General features: G+C 52.6%; 20 protein-coding genes and 1 pseudogene. 10 read left to right on the top strand and 11 right to left on the bottom strand.

Annotated elements, in window-relative coordinates:
• Window positions 1-281: 281 nt before the first annotated feature.
• Together ACJY2G_RS13485 and yqfB are read left to right on the top strand one after the other, a co-directional pair.
• Window positions 282-1385, top strand: a pseudogene (locus tag ACJY2G_RS13485) (Fic family protein); the annotation flags it as partial.
• 39 nt (window positions 1386-1424) lie between these two features.
• Window positions 1425-1730 (top strand): N(4)-acetylcytidine aminohydrolase, encoded by a 306-nt coding sequence (gene yqfB / locus ACJY2G_RS13490; RefSeq protein ID WP_165929008.1) that lies wholly within the window; start codon window positions 1425-1427, stop codon window positions 1728-1730.
• Between the two features lie 97 nt (window positions 1731-1827).
• Here yqfB and ACJY2G_RS13495 read toward each other — a convergent pair whose 3' ends face one another.
• Complete coding sequence (locus ACJY2G_RS13495; RefSeq protein WP_112287031.1) at window positions 1828-2394, bottom strand: DNA-3-methyladenine glycosylase I; 567 nt, start codon at window positions 2392-2394, stop codon at window positions 1828-1830.
• Between the two features lie 180 nt (window positions 2395-2574).
• Here ACJY2G_RS13495 and tus point away from each other — a divergent pair, with 180 nt between their 5' ends.
• Window positions 2575-3510, top strand: coding sequence for a DNA replication terminus site-binding protein (gene tus / locus ACJY2G_RS13500; protein WP_430320239.1), 936 nt, complete (start codon window positions 2575-2577; stop codon window positions 3508-3510).
• Window positions 3511-3579: 69 nt separating this feature from the next.
• Here the strand turns inward: tus and fumC are convergent, their stop codons facing one another.
• Entirely contained in the window at window positions 3580-4977 is a 1398-nt protein-coding gene (fumC, locus tag ACJY2G_RS13505) for a class II fumarate hydratase (protein WP_120162570.1), read from the bottom strand.
• A 247-nt stretch (window positions 4978-5224) separates the two neighbouring features.
• Between fumC and manA the strand changes: the two genes are divergently transcribed.
• The 4 genes from manA (at window position 5225) to fetB (ending at window position 9657) form a co-directional block, all read left to right on the top strand.
• A complete protein-coding gene (gene manA / locus ACJY2G_RS13510) occupies window positions 5225-6406 on the top strand; it encodes a mannose-6-phosphate isomerase (RefSeq protein ID WP_430320238.1) in 1182 nt (393 codons plus the stop codon).
• A gap of 134 nt (window positions 6407-6540) precedes the next feature.
• Window positions 6541-8070 (top strand): YdgA family protein, encoded by a 1530-nt coding sequence (locus ACJY2G_RS13515; protein ID WP_430320237.1) that lies wholly within the window; start codon window positions 6541-6543, stop codon window positions 8068-8070.
• Window positions 8071-8225: 155 nt separating this feature from the next.
• The gene (gene fetA / locus ACJY2G_RS13520) at window positions 8226-8897 is read left to right on the top strand and encodes an iron efflux ABC transporter ATP-binding subunit FetA (protein WP_430320236.1); all 672 of its coding nucleotides are present in this window, start codon (window positions 8226-8228) and stop codon (window positions 8895-8897) included.
• On the top strand, window positions 8884-9657 hold the full coding sequence (fetB, locus tag ACJY2G_RS13525; protein ID WP_430320235.1) for an iron efflux ABC transporter permease subunit FetB: 774 nt from the start codon (window positions 8884-8886) through the stop codon (window positions 9655-9657). The genes fetA and fetB overlap by 14 nt, the downstream gene beginning before the upstream one ends.
• A 52-nt stretch (window positions 9658-9709) precedes the next feature.
• Here the strand turns inward: fetB and ACJY2G_RS13530 are convergent, their stop codons facing one another.
• Window positions 9710-10405: a GntR family transcriptional regulator gene (locus tag ACJY2G_RS13530; RefSeq protein ID WP_159281172.1), complete on the bottom strand. Its 696-nt coding sequence runs from the start codon at window positions 10403-10405 to the stop codon at window positions 9710-9712.
• 265 nt (window positions 10406-10670) lie between these two features.
• On the opposite strand from ACJY2G_RS13530, the gene ACJY2G_RS13535 reads away from it, so the two are divergent.
• Window positions 10671-11279, top strand: coding sequence for a hypothetical protein (locus ACJY2G_RS13535; protein ID WP_120162564.1), 609 nt, complete (start codon window positions 10671-10673; stop codon window positions 11277-11279).
• A gap of 71 nt (window positions 11280-11350) precedes the next feature.
• On the opposite strand, the gene ACJY2G_RS13540 is transcribed toward ACJY2G_RS13535, so the two are convergent.
• Genes ACJY2G_RS13540 through ACJY2G_RS13550 form a run of 3 tightly spaced genes read right to left on the bottom strand, consistent with a single transcriptional unit; the run spans window position 11351 to window position 15200 of the window.
• Window positions 11351-13081, bottom strand: a complete 1731-nt coding sequence (locus tag ACJY2G_RS13540; protein ID WP_430320234.1) for an ABC transporter permease — start codon at window positions 13079-13081, stop codon at window positions 11351-11353.
• A gap of 19 nt (window positions 13082-13100) precedes the next feature.
• Complete coding sequence (locus tag ACJY2G_RS13545; RefSeq protein ID WP_430320233.1) at window positions 13101-14102, bottom strand: ABC transporter substrate-binding protein; 1002 nt, start codon at window positions 14100-14102, stop codon at window positions 13101-13103.
• A 30-nt stretch (window positions 14103-14132) separates the two neighbouring features.
• Entirely contained in the window at window positions 14133-15200 is a 1068-nt protein-coding gene (locus ACJY2G_RS13550; RefSeq protein ID WP_439291824.1) for an ABC transporter ATP-binding protein, read from the bottom strand.
• 320 nt (window positions 15201-15520) lie between these two features.
• On the opposite strand from ACJY2G_RS13550, the gene ACJY2G_RS13555 reads away from it, so the two are divergent.
• Together ACJY2G_RS13555 and ACJY2G_RS13560 are read left to right on the top strand one after the other, a co-directional pair.
• Complete coding sequence (locus tag ACJY2G_RS13555; protein ID WP_430320231.1) at window positions 15521-15847, top strand: type II toxin-antitoxin system RelE/ParE family toxin; 327 nt, start codon at window positions 15521-15523, stop codon at window positions 15845-15847.
• Complete coding sequence (locus ACJY2G_RS13560; RefSeq protein ID WP_112288591.1) at window positions 15847-16146, top strand: helix-turn-helix transcriptional regulator; 300 nt, start codon at window positions 15847-15849, stop codon at window positions 16144-16146. Before ACJY2G_RS13555 ends, ACJY2G_RS13560 begins: the two co-directional genes overlap by 1 nt.
• On the opposite strand, the gene xdhC is transcribed toward ACJY2G_RS13560, so the two are convergent.
• From xdhC to guaD, 5 genes are all read right to left on the bottom strand, one after another.
• A complete protein-coding gene (xdhC, locus tag ACJY2G_RS13565) occupies window positions 16139-16927 on the bottom strand; it encodes a xanthine dehydrogenase accessory protein XdhC (protein WP_430320230.1) in 789 nt (262 codons plus the stop codon). The two genes, ACJY2G_RS13560 and xdhC, sit on opposite strands and share 8 nt — an antisense overlap.
• 11 nt (window positions 16928-16938) lie before the next feature.
• Window positions 16939-19338 (bottom strand): xanthine dehydrogenase molybdopterin binding subunit, encoded by a 2400-nt coding sequence (gene xdhB / locus ACJY2G_RS13570; RefSeq protein WP_430320229.1) that lies wholly within the window; start codon window positions 19336-19338, stop codon window positions 16939-16941.
• Window positions 19331-20734, bottom strand: coding sequence for a xanthine dehydrogenase small subunit (gene xdhA / locus ACJY2G_RS13575; protein ID WP_430320228.1), 1404 nt, complete (start codon window positions 20732-20734; stop codon window positions 19331-19333). Before xdhA ends, xdhB begins: the two co-directional genes overlap by 8 nt.
• Before the next feature lie 115 nt (window positions 20735-20849).
• Window positions 20850-21518 carry a TetR family transcriptional regulator C-terminal domain-containing protein gene (locus tag ACJY2G_RS13580; RefSeq protein ID WP_430320227.1) on the bottom strand — a complete coding sequence of 223 codons (669 nt, stop codon included), beginning with the start codon at window positions 21516-21518 and terminating at the stop codon, window positions 20850-20852.
• Window positions 21515-22867, bottom strand: coding sequence for a guanine deaminase (gene guaD / locus ACJY2G_RS13585; RefSeq protein WP_430320226.1), 1353 nt, complete (start codon window positions 22865-22867; stop codon window positions 21515-21517). Before guaD ends, ACJY2G_RS13580 begins: the two co-directional genes overlap by 4 nt.
• Window positions 22868-22983 lie beyond the last annotated feature (116 nt).

Here is a 22983-nt window from a genome sequence, read left to right on the forward strand (position 1 = left end):
AAATCGCGAATTATACGATCCTTGATTAAACGGCATTACCGATACCTTTCAGACTCACACGGTATCCGGAAGTTCTTGCCCCGGATACCGCTCAACTCAATTGCTTGCGGATCTACTCACGGATAATCTGACCGACGTCTATGCGGTTGCCATCGGGATCAGCAAAAACAAAAACACGGATACCGTACTTTCCCTACCCCGTAAATCAAGAACGTTTACAATCCCTATTCGGCTCGTATAATGAGCCGAATAAGATCGCTAATCGGCTCACAGGACTCTAAATGGATAACCGGCAATGGATTTGGCAATCACCCGAGTGGCCTCAGTTCAACTGGGATGACGATATCATTCAGCCCCAACTGCGTCAGACACGCCTGAAAATAGGTAAACTGGTCGGTAAAGCCGAATCACGGCCCGGCCATGATGCTGCCGAATATTCTCTCGATGCGATGCTAAGTAATATTCTTTCATCATTCGCTATCGAGAATGAGCGGCTTGATGCTCATTCTGTCCGTTCATCGCTGGCCAAACGTCTTGGTCTAACCTGGCATCTTCCTGGAACCACCACAGAACACTCGGAAGGCTTAGCCAAAATGATGATGGATGTTTTCAATCCTCAGGCGGGTGATCTGACTAAATCCCTTATTTTTCAATGGCATTGCTGGTTATTTCCGGATCCAGCGCCGGCTTTTTTACGACGTGGAGAATGGCGCGGGGATGCAACAATGCGTGTCGTATCAGGCCGGACTGGAAAGGAAAAAGTGCATTATCAGGCACCGCCACGCGAACAACTTTGTGCTGAGCTCACCGCTTTTATGCAATGGTATAATCAGTCACGCTATCGGGCGGCGCTGGATCCTCTCCTTCGTGCGGGGCTGGCACATTTCTGGTTTATCACACTTCATCCTTTTGAAGACGGGAACGGTCGGATTACTCGTGCCCTCACTGATATGGCGTTATTTCAGGCCGACGATCAAAGCGTACGTTTATACGCTGTTTCAGAAGCCATTCTCAATCACCGGAAAGATTATTATAACGTGCTGGAGGCCACACAGCGCGGAACGATGGATTTAACGGCCTGGCTCAGCTGGTTTCTTAAAATGCTCGAAACCAGCGTAGATACTGCGACCAGACGTATCGATCAGACTTTGGCAAAAACGCTTTTCTGGCAAGTGCACCACAACAACGCACTCCCTGCTGAACAAGTTAAGGTGCTGAATCGTTTGCTGGACGGAGGCAATAACGGATTTGCCGAAGGGATCAGCGCGGGACAGTATCAGAAAGTGGCGAAAGTCAGTAAGGCGACCGCTACCCGTCATCTCGCTGATCTGGTCGCCCGGGGCTGTCTGACCAAAACCGCAGCGGGCGGACGCAGCAGCCGTTATATAATCAACAACACCTTTTCCCCTTTTATTGGAAACTTTATGAAAGACATCACTTTTTATGGCAGATTTGAAGATGATATTCTTGCCGGTCGTAAAACAATCACCCTGCGCGAAGCCAGTGACGCAAATTTTTCTGCCGGTGATAAGGTGCGAGTCAGCCGTTATGAGGATGACGTATTTTTCTGCAATATCGAGGTAATTTCGGTAACGCCAGTGATGTTCGATGATCTGAATGAAAAACATGCCGTGCAGGAAAATATGACACTGGAACAGTTAAAGGATGTCATTAGTGAAATTTATCCGGGCCTGAAAGAGCTGTTTATGATTGAATTCCGGCTTATCTGAGGTCATTTCGACACAGCTTAAAAGGCGCGCTATGGATCAAACCCGCGCGCCCTTTTCTACTTATTCGTTAAGTTTTTTTCATAAAAAGTTATTAAAATCAGGCTTCTTTCGCCACCTGCGTACGACGAAAACACTCCGGATGGTGAGTGTTGATCAGGCCGGTAGCTTCCAGCCAGGCATACACAATTGTTGGTCCCACAAACTTAAAGCCACGCTTTTTGAGATCCTTTGAAATACGCTCGGAAAGCGCATCTTTCGTCGGAACCGGACCCACGTGCTGAATGGCCTTTCCGCCGATTTGTGCCCAAATCCACTCACCGAAATCAACGCCAGCCTGCTGCATCGCAAGATACGCGCGGGCGTTATTAATGACCGCCGTAATCTTGATGCGCGAGCGGATAATATCGGCGTTATTCACCAGCCTTTCGATGTCATCTTCAGTGAATTCAGCCACTTTCTCCGGTTCGAAATGGCTAAATGCCAGCCGCAATGCATCGCGTTTTTTCAACACAATTCGCCAGGATAATCCGGCCTGAAAACCGTCGAGCATCAGTTTTTCCCAAAGTGCCCGGCTGTCACGTACAGGTTTCCCCCATTCTTTGTCGTGATACTCAAGCATCATCGGGTCAGTTGTGCCCCACGGACAACGGATAAGGTCAGTCATAGCGAACTCCTGCAACGGATACATCCTTTATTCTAACCTGACAGGTATCAGGACGTGATAAACTTTGTTCCCGCCCTGCTAAGCGACTAAAACTCCGAAACTGATGATTTCCCTGAAGTTCATGTGTGCACGTTTTATCATTATACCCTACACTGTATGTTGTAACTAACTGGAGGGTTTATGGCGGATTATGATTTAATTGCCCGGATGAACGGTTGTTTTAACGAACTGGAACTGGCGTTGCAGGATCTGGGGCATTTTCTGAGTCAGCTGGAATTATTGCAGGCGCGGGTCTTTGCGCTTCCTGAAGTTGTCAAAGGTGAAGAACATAACCCCGCAGACAAAATCATCGTGACACCCCACACCGGCGAAGCCGCGCAGCAACTGGCGTTACAGCATTTTCAGCGCCTGTTTATCCATCATAATAATGAGAATGTCAGCAGTAAATCCGCCGTACGTTTGCCCGGTGTGCTGTGTTATGCCGTTGATCCCGCAGAGCATCAGTCTGCCCTGCTACTGATTGAAGAAGTGAACAAGCTGAAAGCCGAACTGGAACATATTGTGACGGTGGAGTCCGGCCTTGCCCGCGAACAGCGTTTCGAGTTTGTGCATACACACCTTCGCGGGCTGATTACGCTCAACGCCTACCGCTCGGTGACGTATCTGACTGACCCGGATTCGGTGCGTTTTGGCTGGGCAAATAAGCACATTATTAAGAATGTCACCCGTGATGAAGTGCTGGCACAGCTGGAAAAAAGCCTGAATGCAGGACGTGCCGTTTCGCCTTATACGCGTGAACAATGGGTGGAAAATATTAATCGTGAGATGAGCGATGTGAAACGTCTGCCGGAACACGCTGCGCTGAAATTTAAACGTCCGGTGAAAGTGCAACCTATCGCCCGCGTGTGGTATCGCAACAGCCAGAAACAGGTTCAACATCCCTGCCCGTTGCCGCTGATTGCTTTATGCCTGCGCTCTCCGATGATGCAGGTGCCGAAGTTAGGTGAGCTGCATGATTACGATGTCACAACCATTAAGCATAAATACAAGCCGCAGTCACAGCCGCTGAGTCTGCTGATTAAGCGCCTGCATTTGTACACCGACTATCCGCTATAAACCTCAGAATGCCGCCATAAAAAAGGTCCGGTTTCCCGGACCTTATTCACTATGCTTTGATGAAAAACCTTAAGCTTTCATACTGCCAACCATGGCTTCCGGACGCACCCATTCATCAAACTGTTCTTCAGTCAGATAACCGAGTTTCAGTGCAGAACCCTTGAGCGTCAGCCCTTCTTTATGTGCTTTCTTGGCAATTTCAGCGGCTTTGTCATAGCCGATATGCGTATTCAGTGCCGTCACCAGCATCAGCGATTCATTCAGCAACTGAGTGATCCGGTCGCGGTTCGGTTCAATACCCACAGCGCAATGCTCATTGAAACCACGCATTCCGTCGGCCAGCAGACGCACCGATTGCAGGAAGTTATGGATCACCAGCGGACGGAAGACATTCAGCTCAAAGTTACCGGAAGCCCCGCCAATATTCACCGCGACATCGTTACCCAGCACCTGCGCGCACAGCATGGTCATGGCTTCGCACTGCGTCGGGTTCACTTTACCTGGCATGATGGAACTGCCTGGCTCGTTTTCGGGGATAGAAATTTCGCCAATACCACAACGCGGGCCGGAAGATAACCAGCGTACATCGTTGGCGATTTTCATCAGCGAGGCGGCCAGACCTTTCAGCGCCCCGTGTCCGTGAACCAGCGCATCGCAGGTGGCCAGCGCTTCGAATTTATTCGGCGACGTGACAAACGGTTGATTGGTCAGTTCCGCCAATGCTTTCGCCACGCGCACCGCATATTCCGGGTGCGTATTCAGGCCGGTTCCCACTGCGGTACCGCCCAGCGCCAGCTCGGCAATGTGCGGAATGCTGTTTTCAATGTGAGTTAAATTATGCGCCAGCATCGCCACCCAACCGGAAATTTCCTGACCCAGCGTCAGCGGCGTGGCGTCCTGTAAATGCGTGCGGCCAATTTTGACGATATCGCGATACGCATCCGCTTTTGCTGCCAGCGTTTTGTGCAGCACTTTCAGCTCAGGGATCAGCGTCTCACGCAGTTCAATCACCGCGGCAACGTGCATCGCGGTCGGAAACACATCGTTGGAACTCTGACTCTTGTTGACGTCATCGTTCGGGTGAACTTTACGCGCTTCGCCCCGCTCGCCGCCGAGAATTTCACTGGCGCGGTTTGCCAGCACTTCATTCATGTTCATATTGGTCTGGGTGCCGGAGCCGGTCTGCCAGATAGCCAGCGGGAATTCTGCCGGATGCTGCCCGGCAAGCACTTCATCAGCGGCGGCAATAATGGCGTTTCCGCGCTCTGCCGGCAGCAATCCCAAATCCATGTTCACACTGGCGGCCGCACGTTTGGTCAGAGCCAGCGCGTGGATCAGCGCTTCAGGCATTTTTTCAGAAGAAATACGAAAATGCTCCAGGGAACGTTGCGTCTGTGCACCCCAAAGCTTATCTGTCGGAACATCAATTGGCCCCATTGAGTCTTTTTCAATGCGTGTTGCTGCCATTACTGTCTCCTTAGATGCTTATTACGATGATGAATCAGGTTTTTTTGCAGGTTTTTGAATGCCGCTCGCGCTCCCACGCATCCGTTGGCGACGGATCAATTATAGTGACTTATAAGGCTGGCGTATAATTCGATTCGAGCCCCATACCAAAATTACGCGCTCATGGCACTTTTTGGGGCTTCGCAGTTGTAATGCCTGCTTTGGCATTGTTTACTAGGCGGCAATATTTTCTATTCAGGATGAAGCAATGCAAAAGATGCATAACGGTGTACAGAATTACGCCTGGGGCAGCAAAGACGCGCTGACCAAACTCTACGGAATTACCGACCCGCAAGACCGTCCGATGGCCGAATTATGGATGGGCGCTCATCCTAAAAGCAGTTCTCAGGTTGAGAATGCCAGCGGTCAGACCGTCTCTCTGCGTGATCAAATCAGCGCTGACCTTAACGGTCAGTTAGGGACTAAAGTCGCTAAACGTTTTGGCGAGTTGCCATTCCTGTTCAAAGTGCTTTGCGCCGATCAGCCACTTTCTATTCAGGTTCACCCAAGCAAAGGTGCCGCTGAAATTGGTTTTGCGAAGGAAAATGCTGCCGGGATCCCGCTGGACGCCGCCGAGCGTAATTATAAAGATCCGAACCACAAGCCTGAGCTGGTTTATGCCCTGACGCCTTTCCAGGCAATGAACGGTTTTCGTGAGTTGCGCGACATCGTTTCTTTACTGCAACCTGTCGCAGGCGCGCATCAGCTGATCGCCAGCTTCCTGAACTTCCCGGATGTTGACCATCTGCGTACCCTGTTTGCCGGTCTGCTGAGCCTCGAAGGTGAAGAAAAATCCCGTGCGCTGGACGTTCTGAAATCCGTGCTCGATGATCAACACGGCGAGCCGTGGGACACCATCCGCAGCATTTCTGAATTTTATCCAGATGACAGCGGCCTGTTCTCTCCGCTGCTGCTGAACGTGATTACCTTGCAACCGGGCGAAGGCATGTTCCTGTATGCTGAAACCCCGCACGCTTACCTGAAAGGCGTTTCACTGGAAGTGATGGCGAATTCCGATAACGTGCTGCGCGCCGGTCTGACGCCAAAATACATCGATATTCCTGAATTACTGGCCAACCTGAAATTCAATGCGAAACCGGCCGCTGAATTACTCACTACGCCGGTCGTAAAAGGCGCAGAACTCAACTTCCCGATCCCTGTCGAAGATTTTGCATTTTCAATTCACAGCCTTGCTGCAGAACCGCAAACGCTGGAACAGGACAGCGCTGCTATTGTCTTCTGTATTGAAGGCCAGAGCGTTCTGGCAAAAAATGATGAAACGCTGGTGCTCAGCCCTGGCGAATCATGTTTCTTGTCTGCCGGTGAGTCTCCGGTCACGGTCAGCGGTAACGGTCGCATTGCACGGGTGTTCAATACGCTGGTGAAATGATCTGAAGCCTAAACAAAATGGGGCTAACTGCCCCATTTTGATGATTTTTTTGCTGATTCAGCTACACTCTGAAGACTAATAACGCCGTAAGGCGTTTTTTATTTTCGGGATATTTCATAAGGATAAACAGAGATATGAAGAAGTCACTAGTCGCTGTAAGCGTCATTGTAGTCCTTGGCGCGGCCTGGACAGGCGTCTCCTGGTACACGGGTAAACTGATTGAGCAGCATATGGATGAGCAGGTCGCCAATGCCAACAGCCAGCTGCAAAGCGCTTATCCGAAAGCCGGTCTTAAAGTCAGCTATGAAGATTACCAGCGCGGATTGTTCAGCAGCAAAATGCGCATCGTGCTGCGTCCGGATGCTGCCGCTGCCACCGCAGGCAGCAGTGTGCTGAAAACCGGTGACGAAATTGCCTTTATCGAAACCATCGACCACGGTCCGTTCCCTGCCGCTCAGTTGAAAAAATTCAACCTGAACCCAAGCATGGCCTCTGTTCATTCCGAACTGCAAAACACGCCGACCGTTAAAGGCTTGTTTGATGTGACCAAAGGGAAATCCCTGGTTACCGTCGATACCCGCGTTTCTTATAGTGGCGCGAGTGCATCGGCGATTGACATCATTCCTGTGACGTACCAGAAAGACGAAAGCCAGCTGGCCTTCTCCGGCGGTACCATCAATGTGGATGTTGATAAAGACCTGACCGCCATGAAGCTCGATGCTAATACCGACAGCATCGCGCTGACGTCTAAAAACCAGTGGGGGCAACTAGAGAAAGTAACTCTGGCAGGTTTTAGCATGGACAGTGATACCCGTCAGGGTAAATTCCAGGTGGGCGTGGGCGATCAGAACCTGACCGTGAAGCAGATCCTGGTGAACGTTGATGGCAAAGACGCCGGTTCTCTGGACAACTTCAAGCTGGTCAGCAAATTCTCAGAAAACGGCAATAACATTGGCGGACAGCAAGATTACACCATCGATGCACTGAAAGTTCAGGGTCAGGATTTCGGTTCTGCAAAACTGACCCTGAAGCTGGATAAGCTTGATGGCGCAGCCCTGAAACAGTTTGCCGACAACTACAATCAGCAGTCACGTGAGTTGCTGATGAAGCAAGGTGAACTTGACCCTGCGGCTTATCAGCAGCAGGCTGCGGATTTACTGCTGGCAAATCTGCCGTTACTGCTCAAGGGTAATCCGACCATCAGCATTGCTCCGCTGAGCTGGAAAAACAGCAAAGGCGAAAGCAGCTTCAATCTGCTGCTGGATCTGAAAGACCCGGCTGCCACCCCGGCACAAACGCAAGATCAGATGCTGTCTCAGCTGGTGAATAAAGTGGACGCCAAACTGACGATCCCTCTGCCAATGGCGACTCAGGTGACCACTCAGGTTGCGCAGATCGAAGGCTATAATGCTGACGACGCCACTAAACTGGCTCAGCAGCAGGTTCAGGGGCTGGCGGCGATGGGTCAGATGTTTAAACTGACCACAGTGAAAGACGACACTATCACCAGCAGTTTCCATTACGCTGACAATCAGGTTGACCTGAATGGCCAGAAAATGACGTTGCAGGAATTCGCCGGGCTGTTCGGTATTCTGGGTGGGCCAGCAACGCCAGCCCCGACGCCTGAGCAGGAAACCCCGGTAGCACCCGTTCCGGCTCAGTAATCTGTAACGACAGAGCTCATATTACTGGAACTGATCAAAGCCCGTTGAAAAACGGGTTTTTTTTATGCGTCATAAGCCTACAAACCCCTGCGTTTTATCCGGTAAAAGAGTGATATGATTCACACAATCAATTTTTTACCATAGGATTTTCAGGCGTGACCACTCCTACTGACCTCCTTCGTCTGCAAGACGTCTCTTTTACACTCAACAATATTCCGCTTCTTGAACCTGTTTCCCTCACCCTCAATCCGGGTGAATTCACCTTACTGACCGGCCCTTCGGGCAGCGGTAAAAGTACGTTGCTGAAGATCGTTGCTGCGTTGCAAACGCCGACCGGCGGGAAGCTCTGGTTTAAAGGTGAAGATATCGCGCAAATTAAGCCCGAAACCTACCGCCAGCGGGTGTCCTATTGCTTCCAGACACCATCGCTGTTTGGCGAAACAGTGTATGACAACCTCGCCCTGCCTTATCAGATCCGCAATAAAAAGCCTGATGACGCGCAACTTCGCGACTGGCTGAAACGGGTGAATTTATCGGAGGATATGCTGACCAAGCGAACACAGGAGCTTTCCGGCGGAGAAAAGCAGCGTGTCGCCCTGCTGCGTAATCTGCAATTTATGCCGGACGTATTGCTGCTTGATGAGATCACCAGCGCACTCGATGAAGAAAATAAGAAAAACATCAACAAGATCATCGCGGATCTGGCTGACAAAGAGCGGATCGCCGTATTGTGGGTAAGCCATGATCAGAATGAAATCCGCCACGCGAAACATGTCGTCACTTTGACCCGTCATTCACAAGGAAGCGCGGCTCATGAATCAGCATAATATTACTAACCAGTCACTGGCTCTCGCACTGATCCTGGTGGTCGTCGCCCTGCTGGTCAGCAAAAAAGAAAAACTCGGTCTCGAAAAAGACATTATCTGGAGCGTCGCCCGCGCCGTCGTGCAGTTAGTGATTGTCGGCTATGTGCTCAAATACATTTTCGATATCAATAACAGTGTGTTAACGGTACTGATGGTTTTGTTCATCTGCGTGAATGCCGCACTGAACGCCAAAAAACGCAGCCGCAACATTGATAACGGTTTTATTATTTCGTTTATCGCGATCACGACTGGCACCGCGCTGACCCTGTCCATTCTGATCCTGAGCGGCTCGATTGAGTTTCTGCCCATGCAGGTTATCCCGATTTCAGGAATGATTGCCGGTAACGCGATGGTGGCGGTAGGGTTGTGTTACAGCAATCTGAATCAGCGCTTTCTCGATAATCAGCAAAAAATCCTCGAGATGCTGAGTCTGGGTGCGCCGGTAAAAATGGCTTCAGGGCAGATTATTCGCGACAGTATTCGTGCGGCGATGATCCCGACGGTCGATGCCGCCAAAACGGTGGGGATTGTGAGTTTACCGGGGATGATGTCAGGGCTGATTTTTGCGGGTATCGATCCGGTGAAAGCGATCAAGTATCAGATTATGGTGACGTTTATGCTGCTGGCGACCGCCAGTTTATCGACAATTATTGCCGGTTATCTGTCTTATAAACGTTTCTACAATGACCGTGCTCAACTGCGCGATTTGCAATCATCATAATATTTTCTTGCCCGTCAGCGGTTTCACTGGCGGGCACTCTGCCTTTACGGCGTTATAAATCCGATAACGCCTGACGCAAATTCACTTCCCCGGCTGCCTCATCGTCAAGATCCAACACCCCTTCCAGATCGTCGAGATGTTCCTGCATGATTTCTGCCGCCAGGGAGTTGTCACCGGCTTCCAGCGCATCAATGATCGCCTGATGCTCATCACACTGGCATGAAGGAACTTCATTACGCTGATACAGCGCGACAATCAGGGAGCTGCGCACCATCAGATTCGACAGAATTTCACTGAGCACATCGTTACCTGAAATTTCGCCCAGTATCAGATGGAACTCACTTAATTCCCGCACGACGGCACGGCGGTCTTCAGACGATACCGCTTCTCGCTCACCGCGCAAATGGGCAGTGATCCGCTGACGATGACGACGGATCACATCCTGTCCGATGCATTCCACAATGGCGCGTTCAATAGCACGGCGGGCAATAAAGACTTCGCGCGCCTCTTTCGCCGTGGGCTGAGCCACCATCGCGCCGCGGTTAGGTTCGATGGTGACAATACGCTGTAAAGCCAGACGTTGTAACGCCACCTGAACATGATTGCGGTTAGCGCTGAGTGCCTCAACGAGTTGAGATTCGACCAGACGTGTGCCGGGACGCAGGCGTTGCTGGGCGATGGCTTTTGATAAAACGTCGACAATGCGCTGAACTTCCAGCTGCTTGGCGGTTGTAGTTGGATTACTCATGGAATGCTAAATGGCCTCTTTCTGGCAGTTTCCCTGCACGCTAACATCAACCGTTTGCTTTCGTCATTAGTAAATGACGTGCAGTCCCAAATCATGCAAAAAATCCTAGGAAATAGCACTTAACATTCATAGTAATTATCATTCCAGCACACATTCCCAATATCCCCGCGATGACCTTCCGTATCCTTGCTGTACCTCACGCTATGCAGATAAATGTTCAGAACATGTAAAGTAAGCGCACCAACGTATTGAAAACAGGACAATAATGAAACACACACTTTTGAAACATTTACTCAATTTTATCGTATTAGCACTGGGAGCCGTCTTCACTGCATTGGTCATCTGGCTGGATGTGGCTGTATTCAAAGACGGTGTGCAGGAAATTTCCGCCACTGAAATCCTGCAGGAACTGACACTGCTGGCCATCAGCGCACTGTTTTTCCTGCAGGCCAAAAAACATCCGGCCTTGCGCGGCGGCATGATCCTGATTGGCGGGTTCTTCTTCTGTATGCTTATCCGCGAACTCGACGCCTTATTTGATCAGATCCACTATGGTTCATGGGTCTATTTTGCCAGCCTGATCGCGGTCTATTGTATTGTCTGGGCATGTATCACACCGAAAACCAGCCTGCGCGGATTGTCCGCTTTTCTGGCCCATCCGGCCTGCCATTATATGGTTTGCGGTCTGGTGCTGATCCTGGTCTTTTCCCGCGTCTTCGGAATGAACCTTATCTGGAAAGCCGTGATGCAGGGCGACTATGTCCGGGAAGTGAAAAATATTGTCGAAGAAGGCACCGAAATGATGGGTTACCTGTTGTGCCTGGGTTCTGCCATTGCTTTCTGGAAACGTAGTGAGCCGCTTAAAACGCTGTAAACCGCTATCTGCTAAAAACGATAACTGTTAAAAAAAAGCCTGATGCGAGTTTATGCAGCAGGCTTTTTCATTCATATCCGCCAAGGCAAGACGCCTTCAGGAAGACGACGCGCGAACAGCGAGGCGAGCAGCATAAATCCCAGCACGACGACAATCATCAGACATCCCACTGCAGCGGCCAGGGTTGATGAACCGCCTTCATCCAGAAAGACAATCATCGGCCCGAGGGTTTGAGTGCCGGACGTCACCAGCAAAATCGACACCTGAATTTCATTGAGTGCGGTCAGGAAGACCAGAATAGTTCCGGCCATCGCCGAAGGCGCGGCCAGCGGCATCAGAATATCGCGCATTCTTCGCAGGAATCCCGCACCAAAGATTTGCGCGGCTTCATCCAGCGAGCGTTCGATCTGGGCGAATCCGGCCAGTGTCGGGCGCAGCACCAGCGCCATGAAATTCGAAAGATATGCCGCCAGAATGATCCAGACGGTGCCGTAAAGGCTGATGTGCAGCAGCGGCAATGGCCTGAGGAAAAACAGGATCGCCGCAATGCCCGTGACAATCCCCGGCAATGCGTACGCCAGTTCGGTGGACAGCTGCAAAATCCGCACCAGACGCGTACGTTGCCAGCTGAGAAAATAGGCCAGAAACAGCGAAACTAAGGTCAGTATCAGCGCGGTCATCACGGTCAGCCCCAGACTGGTGATAAATGCGTGTCGTATAGCCGGATAGCCAAACAACGCATTAGCGTAATTGCTCAGCGTCAGGCTTTGTACCGTCAGCGCCTGACCAAAGCCGGTTGTCAGCGAGGTGGTCAGCAACGCGGACATTGGCAGTATGAGCGTCAGCACCATCCATCCCCACACGGCTACCTCAACCGGCAAACGCCAGCGACCGAGTGTCTGATGCAACGCCCGCGGCGTACCGGTGACCCGCACATCCTGTCGGCCGCCCAGCCAGCGGCTGAACATCAGTCCGGCCAGCGTAATCGCGGCAATCAGCAATGAAAGCACGGCCATATCCGCCAGAGCCGATGCGCCCACGCTGTTGAGCTGCTGATAAACCAGCGTGATAAGCGTCGGGATCCGCCCCGGAATACCGAGCATCGCCTGAATACCAAAATTGCCCGCGGAGGTGACAAAAGAGAGTGCCGCACCCGCAAAAATGGCCGGACGTACCAGCGGCAAAATCACTGTAAACAGCACCTGCCAGGGTTTAGCTCCGCCGCTGCGTGCCGCTTCCACCAGTTCAGCCGGAAGCCTGCGTAATCCTGCACGCACCATAAGAAACACCAGCGGCGCGTTATGCAGCCCCAGCAAAACGATAATACCGGTCAGCGAATACAACGGTGAAGGTGAACCGGCGGGTAAACTGAGTCCCAGGAATTGCAAAACCGGGCTCGACGGTGAAAGTGCCTGCACCCACGCCAGTGCCGTAACCTGCGGCGGGATCATCAGTGGCAGAATAAAGGTAAATACCCATGCCTGCTTACCGCGCAGATTGGTCAGCGCAATCAGCAGCGCCGCCACCGTACCCAGCAACATCGCCAGAAGTGTTGAGATAATGGCAATCGTCAGCGTATTCACCGTGGCGGACACCACTTTGCGGGTACCCAGCAGATGCATAAATCGTGTGACGTCCGGCACGCCATCGGGGGCAATTGCCGCCCATACCAGCCGTGTGAGAGGCGCTATCGATAATATGCCTATCAACAGCGTCAGTCCCCAGAGCACCGCTTTCTCACTGCCCGGCCACCCACGACGCGAAGGGGTTACCCGGCGCTGGATTTCACTCATCACGCTCATTTATCTGCCCTTTGTGCTGTCAGCCACCAAAGATTTCAGTGAATTTTGCGCGGACTTCTTTGTCGTCTGCGACTGCTTTATCTGAATCGAGGGTCAGCAGTTTGAACGAATCCATCGGAGCAAATCCTTCGGGCGCCGCAACGCCGGCATCAATCGGACGGTTGCCCTGCTTCGCCACGAGTTGCTGACCCTGTGGCGACAGCATGAAATCGACAAACGCTTTTGCTGCCGGCACGTTATGCGCTCCGGACAGTATCGCGACCGGTTCCGTCACGAAAGAAGCCCCTTCTTTCGGATAAAACAGATCTATCGGTGAGCCCTGTTTTTTGGCACGGATAATATCGGCGTCAGTGATCACACCGTATTTCGCCATTCCACTGGCGACCGCCTTCAGCGCTGGACCATTACCCCCTTCCGGTGTAATACCGTTTGCCGCCAGTTTCTGATAGAACGCCCAGCCAATATCAGGCGTATTAATCGCCGTATGCAGATGATATAACGCCGCCCCGGAATACAGAGGACTTGGCACGGCCACCTGACCTTTGTTTTGTGGATCGGTCAGCGCCATCCAGCTGTCTGCGGGTTTGGCATTTTTAGTGTTATAGGCAATCACCGTGGCAATGATTTTGGTGCCAAACCATGTTTTATCTTTGTCATAGAAATTCGGGCTGATATTCCCCACCGGTGCATCGGCATAAGCCATCAGCTTGCCGTCTTTTTTCAGCGCACCCAGATTGATGGAATCCGCGACCAGCAGCACATCAGCTTTCACATCACCGGCCATCATTTCCGTCTGCAACACATTCATTAACTGCGTGGTGCCATTACGCGTCCATTCCACCTGTACATTCGGATATGCCGCCTTAAAGGCATCGATGGTCTGTTGCGCGATTTCAGGAGCCTGCGAGGTGTAAACCACCAGTTTGCCTGAAGCAGCATCTGCGGCGTATGCCGGAGCTGACAGCGCCACTGCCAAAGTAAAAGTCAAAGCAGAAGACGTGAATTTTATTTTATTAAACATGTTCGTAGCCCGGTCCTTAAGAAATGAAAATTACTGAGGAATGATCCAGCCGTCAGTGATGACAAAAGTGACATTGTCACCAATACACCAAAGTCTGCCGGCAGATGAATGCAGTGAAAGCCGAAGTTCGGGGGCGCTTAAGGGTTCAACGTCATACTGATGATATCCCCCGCGATAAATCACCCGGGTGATACGGGCAGCGATACCCTGTTCACCGGCCTGAGCAAAGCGTAAATCATCGGCGTGAACACAAACTTGTGCGCAGGGAACCGGAGTCTGGTCAGGTGATGCCCGCAAGCGGACTCGCCTCCCCAGAATCTCAGCCAGAGCACTGCCGCTTTCTGCTGGCAGGATGTTCTGTGCCGGAATAACGCGACCGTCGTCGATAAAGGACGCAACCATGGCGTTAGCCGGTTCCCGATATAACGTTTGCGGTGTCGCGAACTGCATGACCTTACCTTCATTCATCACCACAACGCGGTCAGCAATCGCCATCGCTTCCTGCTGATCGTGCGTGATATACAGCAACGTCGCGCCGGTATGCTGATGAAAACGGCTGAACTCCTCCTCCATCGCTGCACGCAAATGCACATCGAGATTCGCCAGCGGCTCATCCAGCAGCACCACACCGGGGCGTGTCACCAGGCAACGCGCGAGTGCCACACGCTGCCGCTGACCACCGGACAGATCCGCAGGACGACGCGTCGCATAATCACCTAAACCGACCAGCGCCAGCGCATCCTGCGTTCTGGTGCGGCGTTCATTACGATCCATTCCCGCCACTTTCAGGCTGTACGCCACGTTCTCCTCAACAGACATGTGCGGCCATAGCGCGTAATTCTGAAACACGATGCCCAGGTCACGTTTCTCCGGCGCCACATGAGTGTCAGATGATGAAAACAGACGATCTCCCACGGTGATCGTACCGCTGCTGACCGGCTCAAAACCGGCAATAGTGCGCAGTAAAGTCGTTTTTCCGCAGCCGGAAGGCCCGAGCACTGCCACGAACTCGCCGTGCCGGATATGCAACGAAACATCATTTAACACCGGCTGTGTGGTGAAGGATTTGCTCAGGTGGGAGATCTGGATAGCAGACATGCGTCGGAGGTTTCCTCAGTGCGCCAATGGCCTGTTCGATGAGGAAACAAATTACTGCGGTTTTGTGACTGTTTTATGAACCGGTGGCGAAGGTTTGGTTTGACTGATGTTTCAGTGAGTTATTTTTTGCGAGACATCGCGGAGGAAAACACCGTCCATCTGATCACGGTGAAAAAGAGGGACAGAATGCTTGTTCGTGATCACACGAAACGGCGGAAGCAGGCAGAAATACGAGACAGCTTCCGGTTTAAAAAGAATCATAAATGATTACTTCCTATTTGAACAAAGAGTAATCATACTCCACCGCAAGGAAAGCGATTGTGTACGACGTAACCCTGTTGCCCAGTGCTCAGAAAACACTTCTGAAATTGCCGATGACACTTTATGCCGCTATCGTTGATGCACTGGAAGATCTTGAGAACTACGGAGCTGATCTGCAAGAACCCTTAGTAAGATATGTTGGAAAAGGATTACGAGAGATTCGGGTTACCAGCCGGGATGGTCTGGGCAGAGCATTTTACTTTTTTATGAAGGGTCGCCGTATTTATGTCGTCCATATACTTCATAAAAAGACGGATAAGACGCCTCCCCATGATTTAGAGCTGGCTATAAAACGTATGAAAACGGTCAAAAGGAATGAAGCATGATTGACGATGATGATGACTATGAACTGATCCCCTTTAGCGTGGTGAAAGCGGAAGCGATGAAGAATCCCGAGTTTGTCGCCGCTTACGCCGCACACAAAATGCATAAAAAAATGGTCGCAGATCTTAAAGCCATGCGAATTGCAGAATCCCTGACACAGCAAGACATTGCACGCCGCACCGGGCTTAAAAAGCAAAATATTAGTCGCCTGGAAAACGGTGTCGCGTCCCCAACTCTGACCACCATCAGCCGTTACGCCGTCGCACTCGGCGGCACCTTCGAGTTCAAAAAACTCAGCTGACCACCTGACTGTGCGCGCCATACGCGGCGATAAACTCTCCGGCAATGGCTATGGCGATTTCTGCGGGGAGTTTGCCGCGTACATCAGGCAGCCCGACCGGGCAGCGCATTCTCGCCAGCTGCTCATCCGAAATCCCTTTCCCCGATAACCGGTAGTCAAAGCGTTTACGCTTAGTCTCCGAGCCAATCAGTCCGAAATAGCGGAAATCTCCACGTTTGAGGATCCGCTCGCTCAGGGCGAAATCCAGCTGATGATCGTGCGTCAGCACCATGAAATAACTGCCGGCGGGCATCTGCGCCACGGTACCTTCAGGTTCTTCATCGACGATGCAGGTAATTTGTGGATCCACTACCACGGGAAATTCACTGGCACGGGCATCTACCCAGGTAATACGGCACGGCAACGTGCTGAGAATATTCACCAGTGCCCGTCCGACATGCCCCGCGCCATAGACCACCACGTGCGGCTGCGGTTGCCCGAGCGGTTCGAGCAACACCGACGCCATGCCGCCGCAACATTGCCCGAGGCGGGCTCCTAAGGAAAAGCGTTCGAAACGGGAGATTTTCGCTCCAGATGCAAGCATTTCACGGGCAATGCTGGTCACCTGAAATTCCAGATTACCGCCGCCAAGCGTATAAAATATCTGGTCAGCGGTGATCAACATTTTACTGCCCGCATCACGTGGCGTGGAGCCCTGATTCTCGACCAGAGTCGCCACCACAAACGGCTCGCCGCGCCGTTGCAAATCATGCAGACGGGTTATCCAGTCATCAGTACGCATGAAAACCTCCGTTAGCCGGTAACGTTGACGCGTTCGGCAGAATCACAAGTGACAACGTCACCTGAAAAATGTAACTGATTCACGCCGTTAAGCACTCTTTCGGGCGTGGCGGGCGCATCGATATGCGGATGCACGCGGTAATCAGCAAGACTGGCAACGGCGTCTTTAATTGCACACCAGACCGAAATCCCAAGCATAAACGGCGGTTCACCGACGGCTTTGGAATGGAAAACCGTGTCTTCCGGGTTCTTGCGGTTTTCCACCAGTTTCACCCGCAGATCTTGCGGGATATCACCAATAGCCGGAATTTTGTAGGCTGCCGGACCACTGGTCATTAACCGCCCTTTGTCGTTCCACACCAGTTCTTCCGTCGTCAGCCAGCCCATGCCCTGCACAAACCCGCCTTCCACCTGACCGATATCAATCGCCGGATTGAGCGAATCGCCAACGTCATGCAGGATATCCGCCCTGAGCAGTTTGTATTCTCCGGTCAGCGTATCGACCAGCACTTCCGCGCAGGCTGCGCCGTAGGAGAAGTAATAGAAAGGATGTCCGGCGGCTTTGCTGCGGTCGTAAAAAATCTTCGGCGTTTTGTAATAGCCGGTACTGGACAGTGGCACCTGATTCAGCCAGCACTGTGTGGCAACCTGTTCAAAACTGAAATACTGATCGTTAACCCGCACCTGACCGTTACTGAAAGTGATGTCCGTTTCCTGCGCATCATGAACACGCATCAGCATCTCAACCATGCGGCCTTTGATAATTTCCGCCGCATTTTGCGCGGCCTTACCATTCAGGTCAGCGCCGGATGACGCTGCGGTTGGCGACGTATTCGGCACTTTGCCGGTATCAGTGGCGGTGATCTGAATACGGCTGATATCGACCTGAAACACCTCGGCTACTACCTGCGCAACTTTGGTGTTCAGCCCCTGTCCCATTTCGGTGCCGCCGTGGTTGAGCTGAATACTGCCGTCGGTATACACCAGTACCAGCGCGCCGGCCTGATTGAGGAAACTGGCGGTAAATGAAATACCAAATTTTACCGGCGTCAGCGCCAGACCTTTTTTCAGATAACGGTTGTGGCGGTTAAATTCTGTGACAGCGTCACGTCTCGCCGTATAGTCTGCACTCTTTTCCAGTTGCGCCGTCATCTCATGCAATAAGTTTTGCCCGACCGGCTGGTGATAATGGGTAACGTTGCGGCTTTCCTGACCATAGTAATTATTTTTACGCACGGACAGCGGATCCAGCCCCAGTTCACGGGCGATGTGATCGACAATGTGCTCAATCGCCACAATACCCTGCGGCCCGCCAAATCCGCGATAAGCGGTATTCGACGCCATATTGGTTTTGCAGCGATAACCGGTGATCAGCGCATCGCCGAGGTAATAGGCGTTATCAGAATGAAACATCGCGCGATCGACGATAGAACCGGAGAGATCCAGCGAATAACCGCAGTTAGCCGCCAGTTTAATGTCGATGCCGTGAATGACGCCCTCATCAGTAAACCCGACGTCATAACTGACGTGGAACGGATGACGTTTACCGGTGATCAGCATGTCATCCTGACGCGTCAGACGCATTTTCGCCGGACGTCCGGTCAGATGAGCCGCCAGCGCCGCAAGGCAGGCCGTCCCCGCCGCCTGCGTCTCTTTGCCACCAAAACCACCGCCCATGCGACGCATATCAACCACCACTTTGTGCATCGGTAAATCAAGCACCGAGGCCACCAGCTTTTGCACTTCGGTCGGATGTTGTGTCGAGCTGTACACCAGCATCGCACCGTCTTCACCAGGCATCACCGAAGCAATCTGCGTTTCGAGATAAAAATGCTCCTGGCCGCCTATTTCCAGTTCACCTTGCAAACGGTGAGGCGCGCAGGCCAGCGCCATTTCAGCGTCCCCGCGTTTATGCTGATGCGGCTCCTCCACGTAATGTTCCAGCGCCAGCGCCTGTTTCACGGTCAGTACGGCGTCTCGCGGCTGATATTCCACTTTCGCCCGCGCGACTGCGGCACGGGCGGCCTCCATTGAGGTTGCTGCCACCACCAGCACAATCTGGCCGACATAATGCACGATGCCCCGCGCCATCAGCGGATCACCAAAAGTGAGCGGCGCAATGTCCGGATCCCCTGGTACATCTTCGGCGGTCATCACCCGCACCACACCGGGCACGGCGTAACAAGGTCCGGTATCGATATGCAAAATGTCGGCGTGCGCATGCGGGCTGAGCAGCGGCACCAGATGCAGCTGATGAGGGAATTCCAGCCGGTCATCGACATACACTGCTTCGCCGCTGACGTGTTTATCCGCGCTTTCATGCTTCTGGCTTTTGCCGACGCCGCTCTGCAATCCTGAGCGGAACAGCGTCTCCATTTCCTGTTGCGAAAGAGCCGGTTTAGATTCAGACATAGTGAGTTACCCGCATCAGGGTTTCAGGAGAAGTCATTTCGATATGACAGCGGCGCAGCAGGTTTTTCGCCACCTGCATACGGTATTCGCGACTGGCACGGAAATCGCTGATAGGCGTGAAATCTAGCTCCAGCGCCTGACAGGCACGCTCGATAGTCGCCGTCTGCCAGGGTTGACCGAGCAGTTGTGCCTCGCAGGAAATAGCGCGCTTCGCCACTTCCGCCATGCCGCCGAACGCCACGCGGGCATGTATCACCACGCCTTTTTGCACTTCGATGTGTAAAGCCGCACAGACGGCCGAAATATCATCCTCCAGCCGTTTCGACACTTTATAAATCCGCAACTGACGCGCCACGCCAGAGTTGCGCGGGATACGAATTTGTTCGATAAATTCGCCGGGCTGTAGCGCCGTTTTGCGATAACCGAGGAAAAACTTATCGAGCGGCAATTCACGTTGTTCCGCGCCCCGCCGCAGTAACAACGAAGCACCCAGCGCCAGCAGCACCGGTCCGCCGTCACCAATGGGCGAACCGTTGGCAATATTGCCCCCAAAGGTGCCCTGATTACGGATTTGCTGTGAGGCAAAGCGTTCCAGCAACTCGCCGAATTCAGGGAATTCATCGTGTAAGACCGACATACAGTCGCTCAGCGATGCCGCCGCACCAATGTGAATAGCCTGACCGGTCAGCGTAATAACTTTGAGTTCGGGAATATGGCTCAGCGAAATCAGTTCAGGCAGACGCTGATAGCGTTGAGTGACCTCCAGCGCCAGATCCGTCCCCCCGGCCACCAGTCGGGCATCAGGTTGAGCAAGATAACGGTCGGCCAGTTCATCAATACTGACCGGTTCTCCTGTGGCTGAAATCGCACGGAGTTTGTCCAGCGTTAGCCGGGCATCGGCATCAAACTGATCCGGTTGCGGCGCGTCGCAAATGGCTTTCGCCGCATCCATGATCGGCCGGTAACCGGTACAGCGACAAAGATTGCCGGAAAGCGCGTGCTGAGTCTGTGGGACGCTGAATGTTTGCTGCTGTTTTTCCAGTGCAAACAGGGACATCACAAACCCCGGCGTGCAGAAACCGCACTGCGAGGCATGGTTATCCACCATCGCCTGTTGCACGTGATGCAGTTCGCCACGGTGTTTGAGATCTTCCACGGTGATCAGTTGTTTACCATGCACCGCGGGCATAAATGTCAGACAGGCATTGACGGTCCGGTAGGACAACGCATCACCTTGCGGTTCAGCCAGCACCACCGTACAGGCGCCGCAATCACCGGAAGCACACCCTTCTTTGGTACCGCAACGCCCTGCATCGCGGCGCAGATATTGTAATACCGTCGTGTCAGCGGGCAGATTTTCCGTGTGGATCCTGCCGTTCATCAGAAATTGGATCATGATCATATCCTTCAAAAATCACTGGTTTGCTCCCTCCCCTGCGAAGGGGAGGGTCGGGGTGGAGTTTCAAAGCAAAATCAAAGCGTTGATGTGTGCTTTGACCGGGTGTCAGCCCTTAATACCCCCTCCCGTCCTCCCCCTTCGCAGGGGGAGGAGCAAAGGCTTTACAGCCGTTCAGAATCAGTGTCGTCACTTCATCGATAATGTGCTCACGCGCCTGTTCATCGCCTTCAAAATTGCCGTACATATGCTTCACCTGAACCGCAAAATCGGCGTAATACTGCGTCACCGCCCAGATATGCATGATGAAAAGACGGGCATCCAGCGCGCGGATTTTGCCCTGCTCAATCCACTGATGGATCAGGTTCTCTTTGCCGGTGATATTCTGCGTGGCCTGCGGCCAGTATTTGTGAAGATAATGACCGCCTCCAAGCAATTCGCTGGTGAAAATGCGCGACAGTTCGGGCTGATCAAAACTGAAATTGAGTTTGTTACGGATATAGCGACTCAGCACCGCTTGCGGCTCGCTGAGCGACGGGTCAAACTGGATGATGTCGCCCCAGACTTTCAGTACTTTCTGCAAGAGTTCTTCGTACAACTCTTCTTTCCCGGCGATGTAATAGTGCAGCTGGGCTTTTTTGATCCCCGCACGCCGGGCAATGGCCTGGGTCGTCGCGCCCTGAAAGCCCTTTTCACTGAATTCCGCAATCGCGGCAGCGTGGATATTTTCCAGCGTGCGCTCGCGTGCAACACGGACTTTGCCACCGGTTTCGTTGTTCATCATGCGCAACATTCCCCCTGCAAAGCATTCCGCGCATAGACCTGTTCGCCATCGACATACGTGCAGTAAACATTGCGGTCGTCACCCAACGTCATCAGCACAAACAGCTTTTCGGCCAGCGTTTTGCTGTTGGATGCGCGCAATTTTTGTAATGCACTGACACCCGGTTCGAGCACTACGAAATCGGCCTCTTTACCGGCGTTGAAATTGCCAATCTTGTCGTCGAGATGCAGTGCCCGCGCGCCGCCGAGTGTGGCGTGATAGAAGGCTTCGAAGGCGGATAAACGATAGCGCTGAAGTTGTCCGACTTTATAAGCTTCCGACAGTGTTTCCAGCATATTGAAAGTGGTACCCGCACCGACGTCCGTGCCCATCCCGACACGCACCTGCTTCTGCCAGGATTTCTGCAAATTAAACAGGCCGCTTCCCAGAAACAGGTTGGACGTTGGACAAAAAGCAATGGTCGAATCCGTGTCGTGCAGGCAATCCCATTCGCTGTCATCCAGATGCAGACAGTGCGCAAACACACAGCGTTCGCCGGTCAGACCGTACTGATGATAAACGTCGAGATAATGCTGATGTTCCGGGTGCATCTCTTTCACCCACGACAGCTCGGCAACGTTTTCGCTCAGATGGGTATGCATGTAGACATCGGGGAATTCTTGTTTCAGCAGTCGAACTTTTTGCAACAGCTCCGGCGAAGATGTCGGCGCAAAACGTGGCGTCAGTGCGTAGCTCAGGCGCTGACGATTGTGCCAGCGCGCAATCAATGCGCGCGTATCACGCTCGCTTTCTTCAGGGGTTTCCAGCAAGGCATCGGGGGCGTTTTTGTCCATCATCACTTTGCCTGCCACCAGGCGCATATTGATGTCGGATGCCTCTTTAAACAGTGCGTCGACCGACTGCGGATGCACGGTGCCAAACACCAGCGCCGTGGTGGTGCCGTTGAGTAACAGCTGACCGAGGAAGAATTTCGACATGCGCTTTGAATAATCCGCGCAGTGATATTGCTGTTCGGTCGGGAAGGTATATCGGGTCAGCCACTCGAGCAGTTGCTCGCCGTAAGCGCCGATCATTTCAGTTTGCGGATAGTGGATATGCGTATCGACAAAACCGGGCACGATCAGTTTGTCGCGATAATCATCGATTTCCAGACCTGCGGTTTTTTGTGCCAGCGCCAGCCTGCCTTCACCCTCCTGCCAGCTGCCCAGCCAGACGATATGACCGCCGCTGAGCAACATCAGGCCGTCTTCGATATAGCGCACCTGCGCTTCAAAATCTTCCGGCCGCAACACCGGCTCGCGGATATCGAAGAAATTGCCGCGTACAGCGCGGGTGATGATCTGACTCATGGCATTTACCTTCTCTGCAACATTCACGTTCATGATTGATAACAGAACATGTGCAAAGCGTATGCCAAATCTGACCGATCGGTCAGACCGTGTGGATGTTTTTTAGGGTTAGAGGA

The sequence above is a fragment of the Rahnella sp. ATs2 genome (assembly GCF_051851855.1).
GTDB lineage: Bacteria > Pseudomonadota > Gammaproteobacteria > Enterobacterales > Enterobacteriaceae > Rahnella > Rahnella variigena.

Coding starts and splice junctions, on each gene's coding strand:
- manA (WP_430320238.1), top strand. CDS start 5,225: ATGCAAAAGATGCATAACGGTGTACAGAATTACGCCTGGGGCAGCAAA.
- ACJY2G_RS13530 (WP_159281172.1), bottom strand. CDS start 10,405: ATGAGTAATCCAACTACAACCGCCAAGCAGCTGGAAGTTCAGCGCATT.
- guaD (WP_430320226.1), bottom strand. CDS start 22,867: ATGAGTCAGATCATCACCCGCGCTGTACGCGGCAATTTCTTCGATATC.
- ACJY2G_RS13580 (WP_430320227.1), bottom strand. CDS start 21,518: ATGATGAACAACGAAACCGGTGGCAAAGTCCGTGTTGCACGCGAGCGC.
- fetB (WP_430320235.1), top strand. CDS start 8,884: ATGAATCAGCATAATATTACTAACCAGTCACTGGCTCTCGCACTGATC.
- ACJY2G_RS13515 (WP_430320237.1), top strand. CDS start 6,541: ATGAAGAAGTCACTAGTCGCTGTAAGCGTCATTGTAGTCCTTGGCGCG.
- ACJY2G_RS13550 (WP_439291824.1), bottom strand. CDS start 15,200: ATGTCTGCTATCCAGATCTCCCACCTGAGCAAATCCTTCACCACACAG.
- ACJY2G_RS13535 (WP_120162564.1), top strand. CDS start 10,671: ATGAAACACACACTTTTGAAACATTTACTCAATTTTATCGTATTAGCA.
- tus (WP_430320239.1), top strand. CDS start 2,575: ATGGCGGATTATGATTTAATTGCCCGGATGAACGGTTGTTTTAACGAA.
- xdhC (WP_430320230.1), bottom strand. CDS start 16,927: ATGCGTACTGATGACTGGATAACCCGTCTGCATGATTTGCAACGGCGC.
- ACJY2G_RS13540 (WP_430320234.1), bottom strand. CDS start 13,081: ATGAGCGTGATGAGTGAAATCCAGCGCCGGGTAACCCCTTCGCGTCGT.
- fumC (WP_120162570.1), bottom strand. CDS start 4,977: ATGGCAGCAACACGCATTGAAAAAGACTCAATGGGGCCAATTGATGTT.
- xdhB (WP_430320229.1), bottom strand. CDS start 19,338: ATGTCTGAATCTAAACCGGCTCTTTCGCAACAGGAAATGGAGACGCTG.
- xdhA (WP_430320228.1), bottom strand. CDS start 20,734: ATGATCCAATTTCTGATGAACGGCAGGATCCACACGGAAAATCTGCCC.
- ACJY2G_RS13545 (WP_430320233.1), bottom strand. CDS start 14,102: ATGTTTAATAAAATAAAATTCACGTCTTCTGCTTTGACTTTTACTTTG.
- yqfB (WP_165929008.1), top strand. CDS start 1,425: ATGAAAGACATCACTTTTTATGGCAGATTTGAAGATGATATTCTTGCC.
- ACJY2G_RS13495 (WP_112287031.1), bottom strand. CDS start 2,394: ATGACTGACCTTATCCGTTGTCCGTGGGGCACAACTGACCCGATGATG.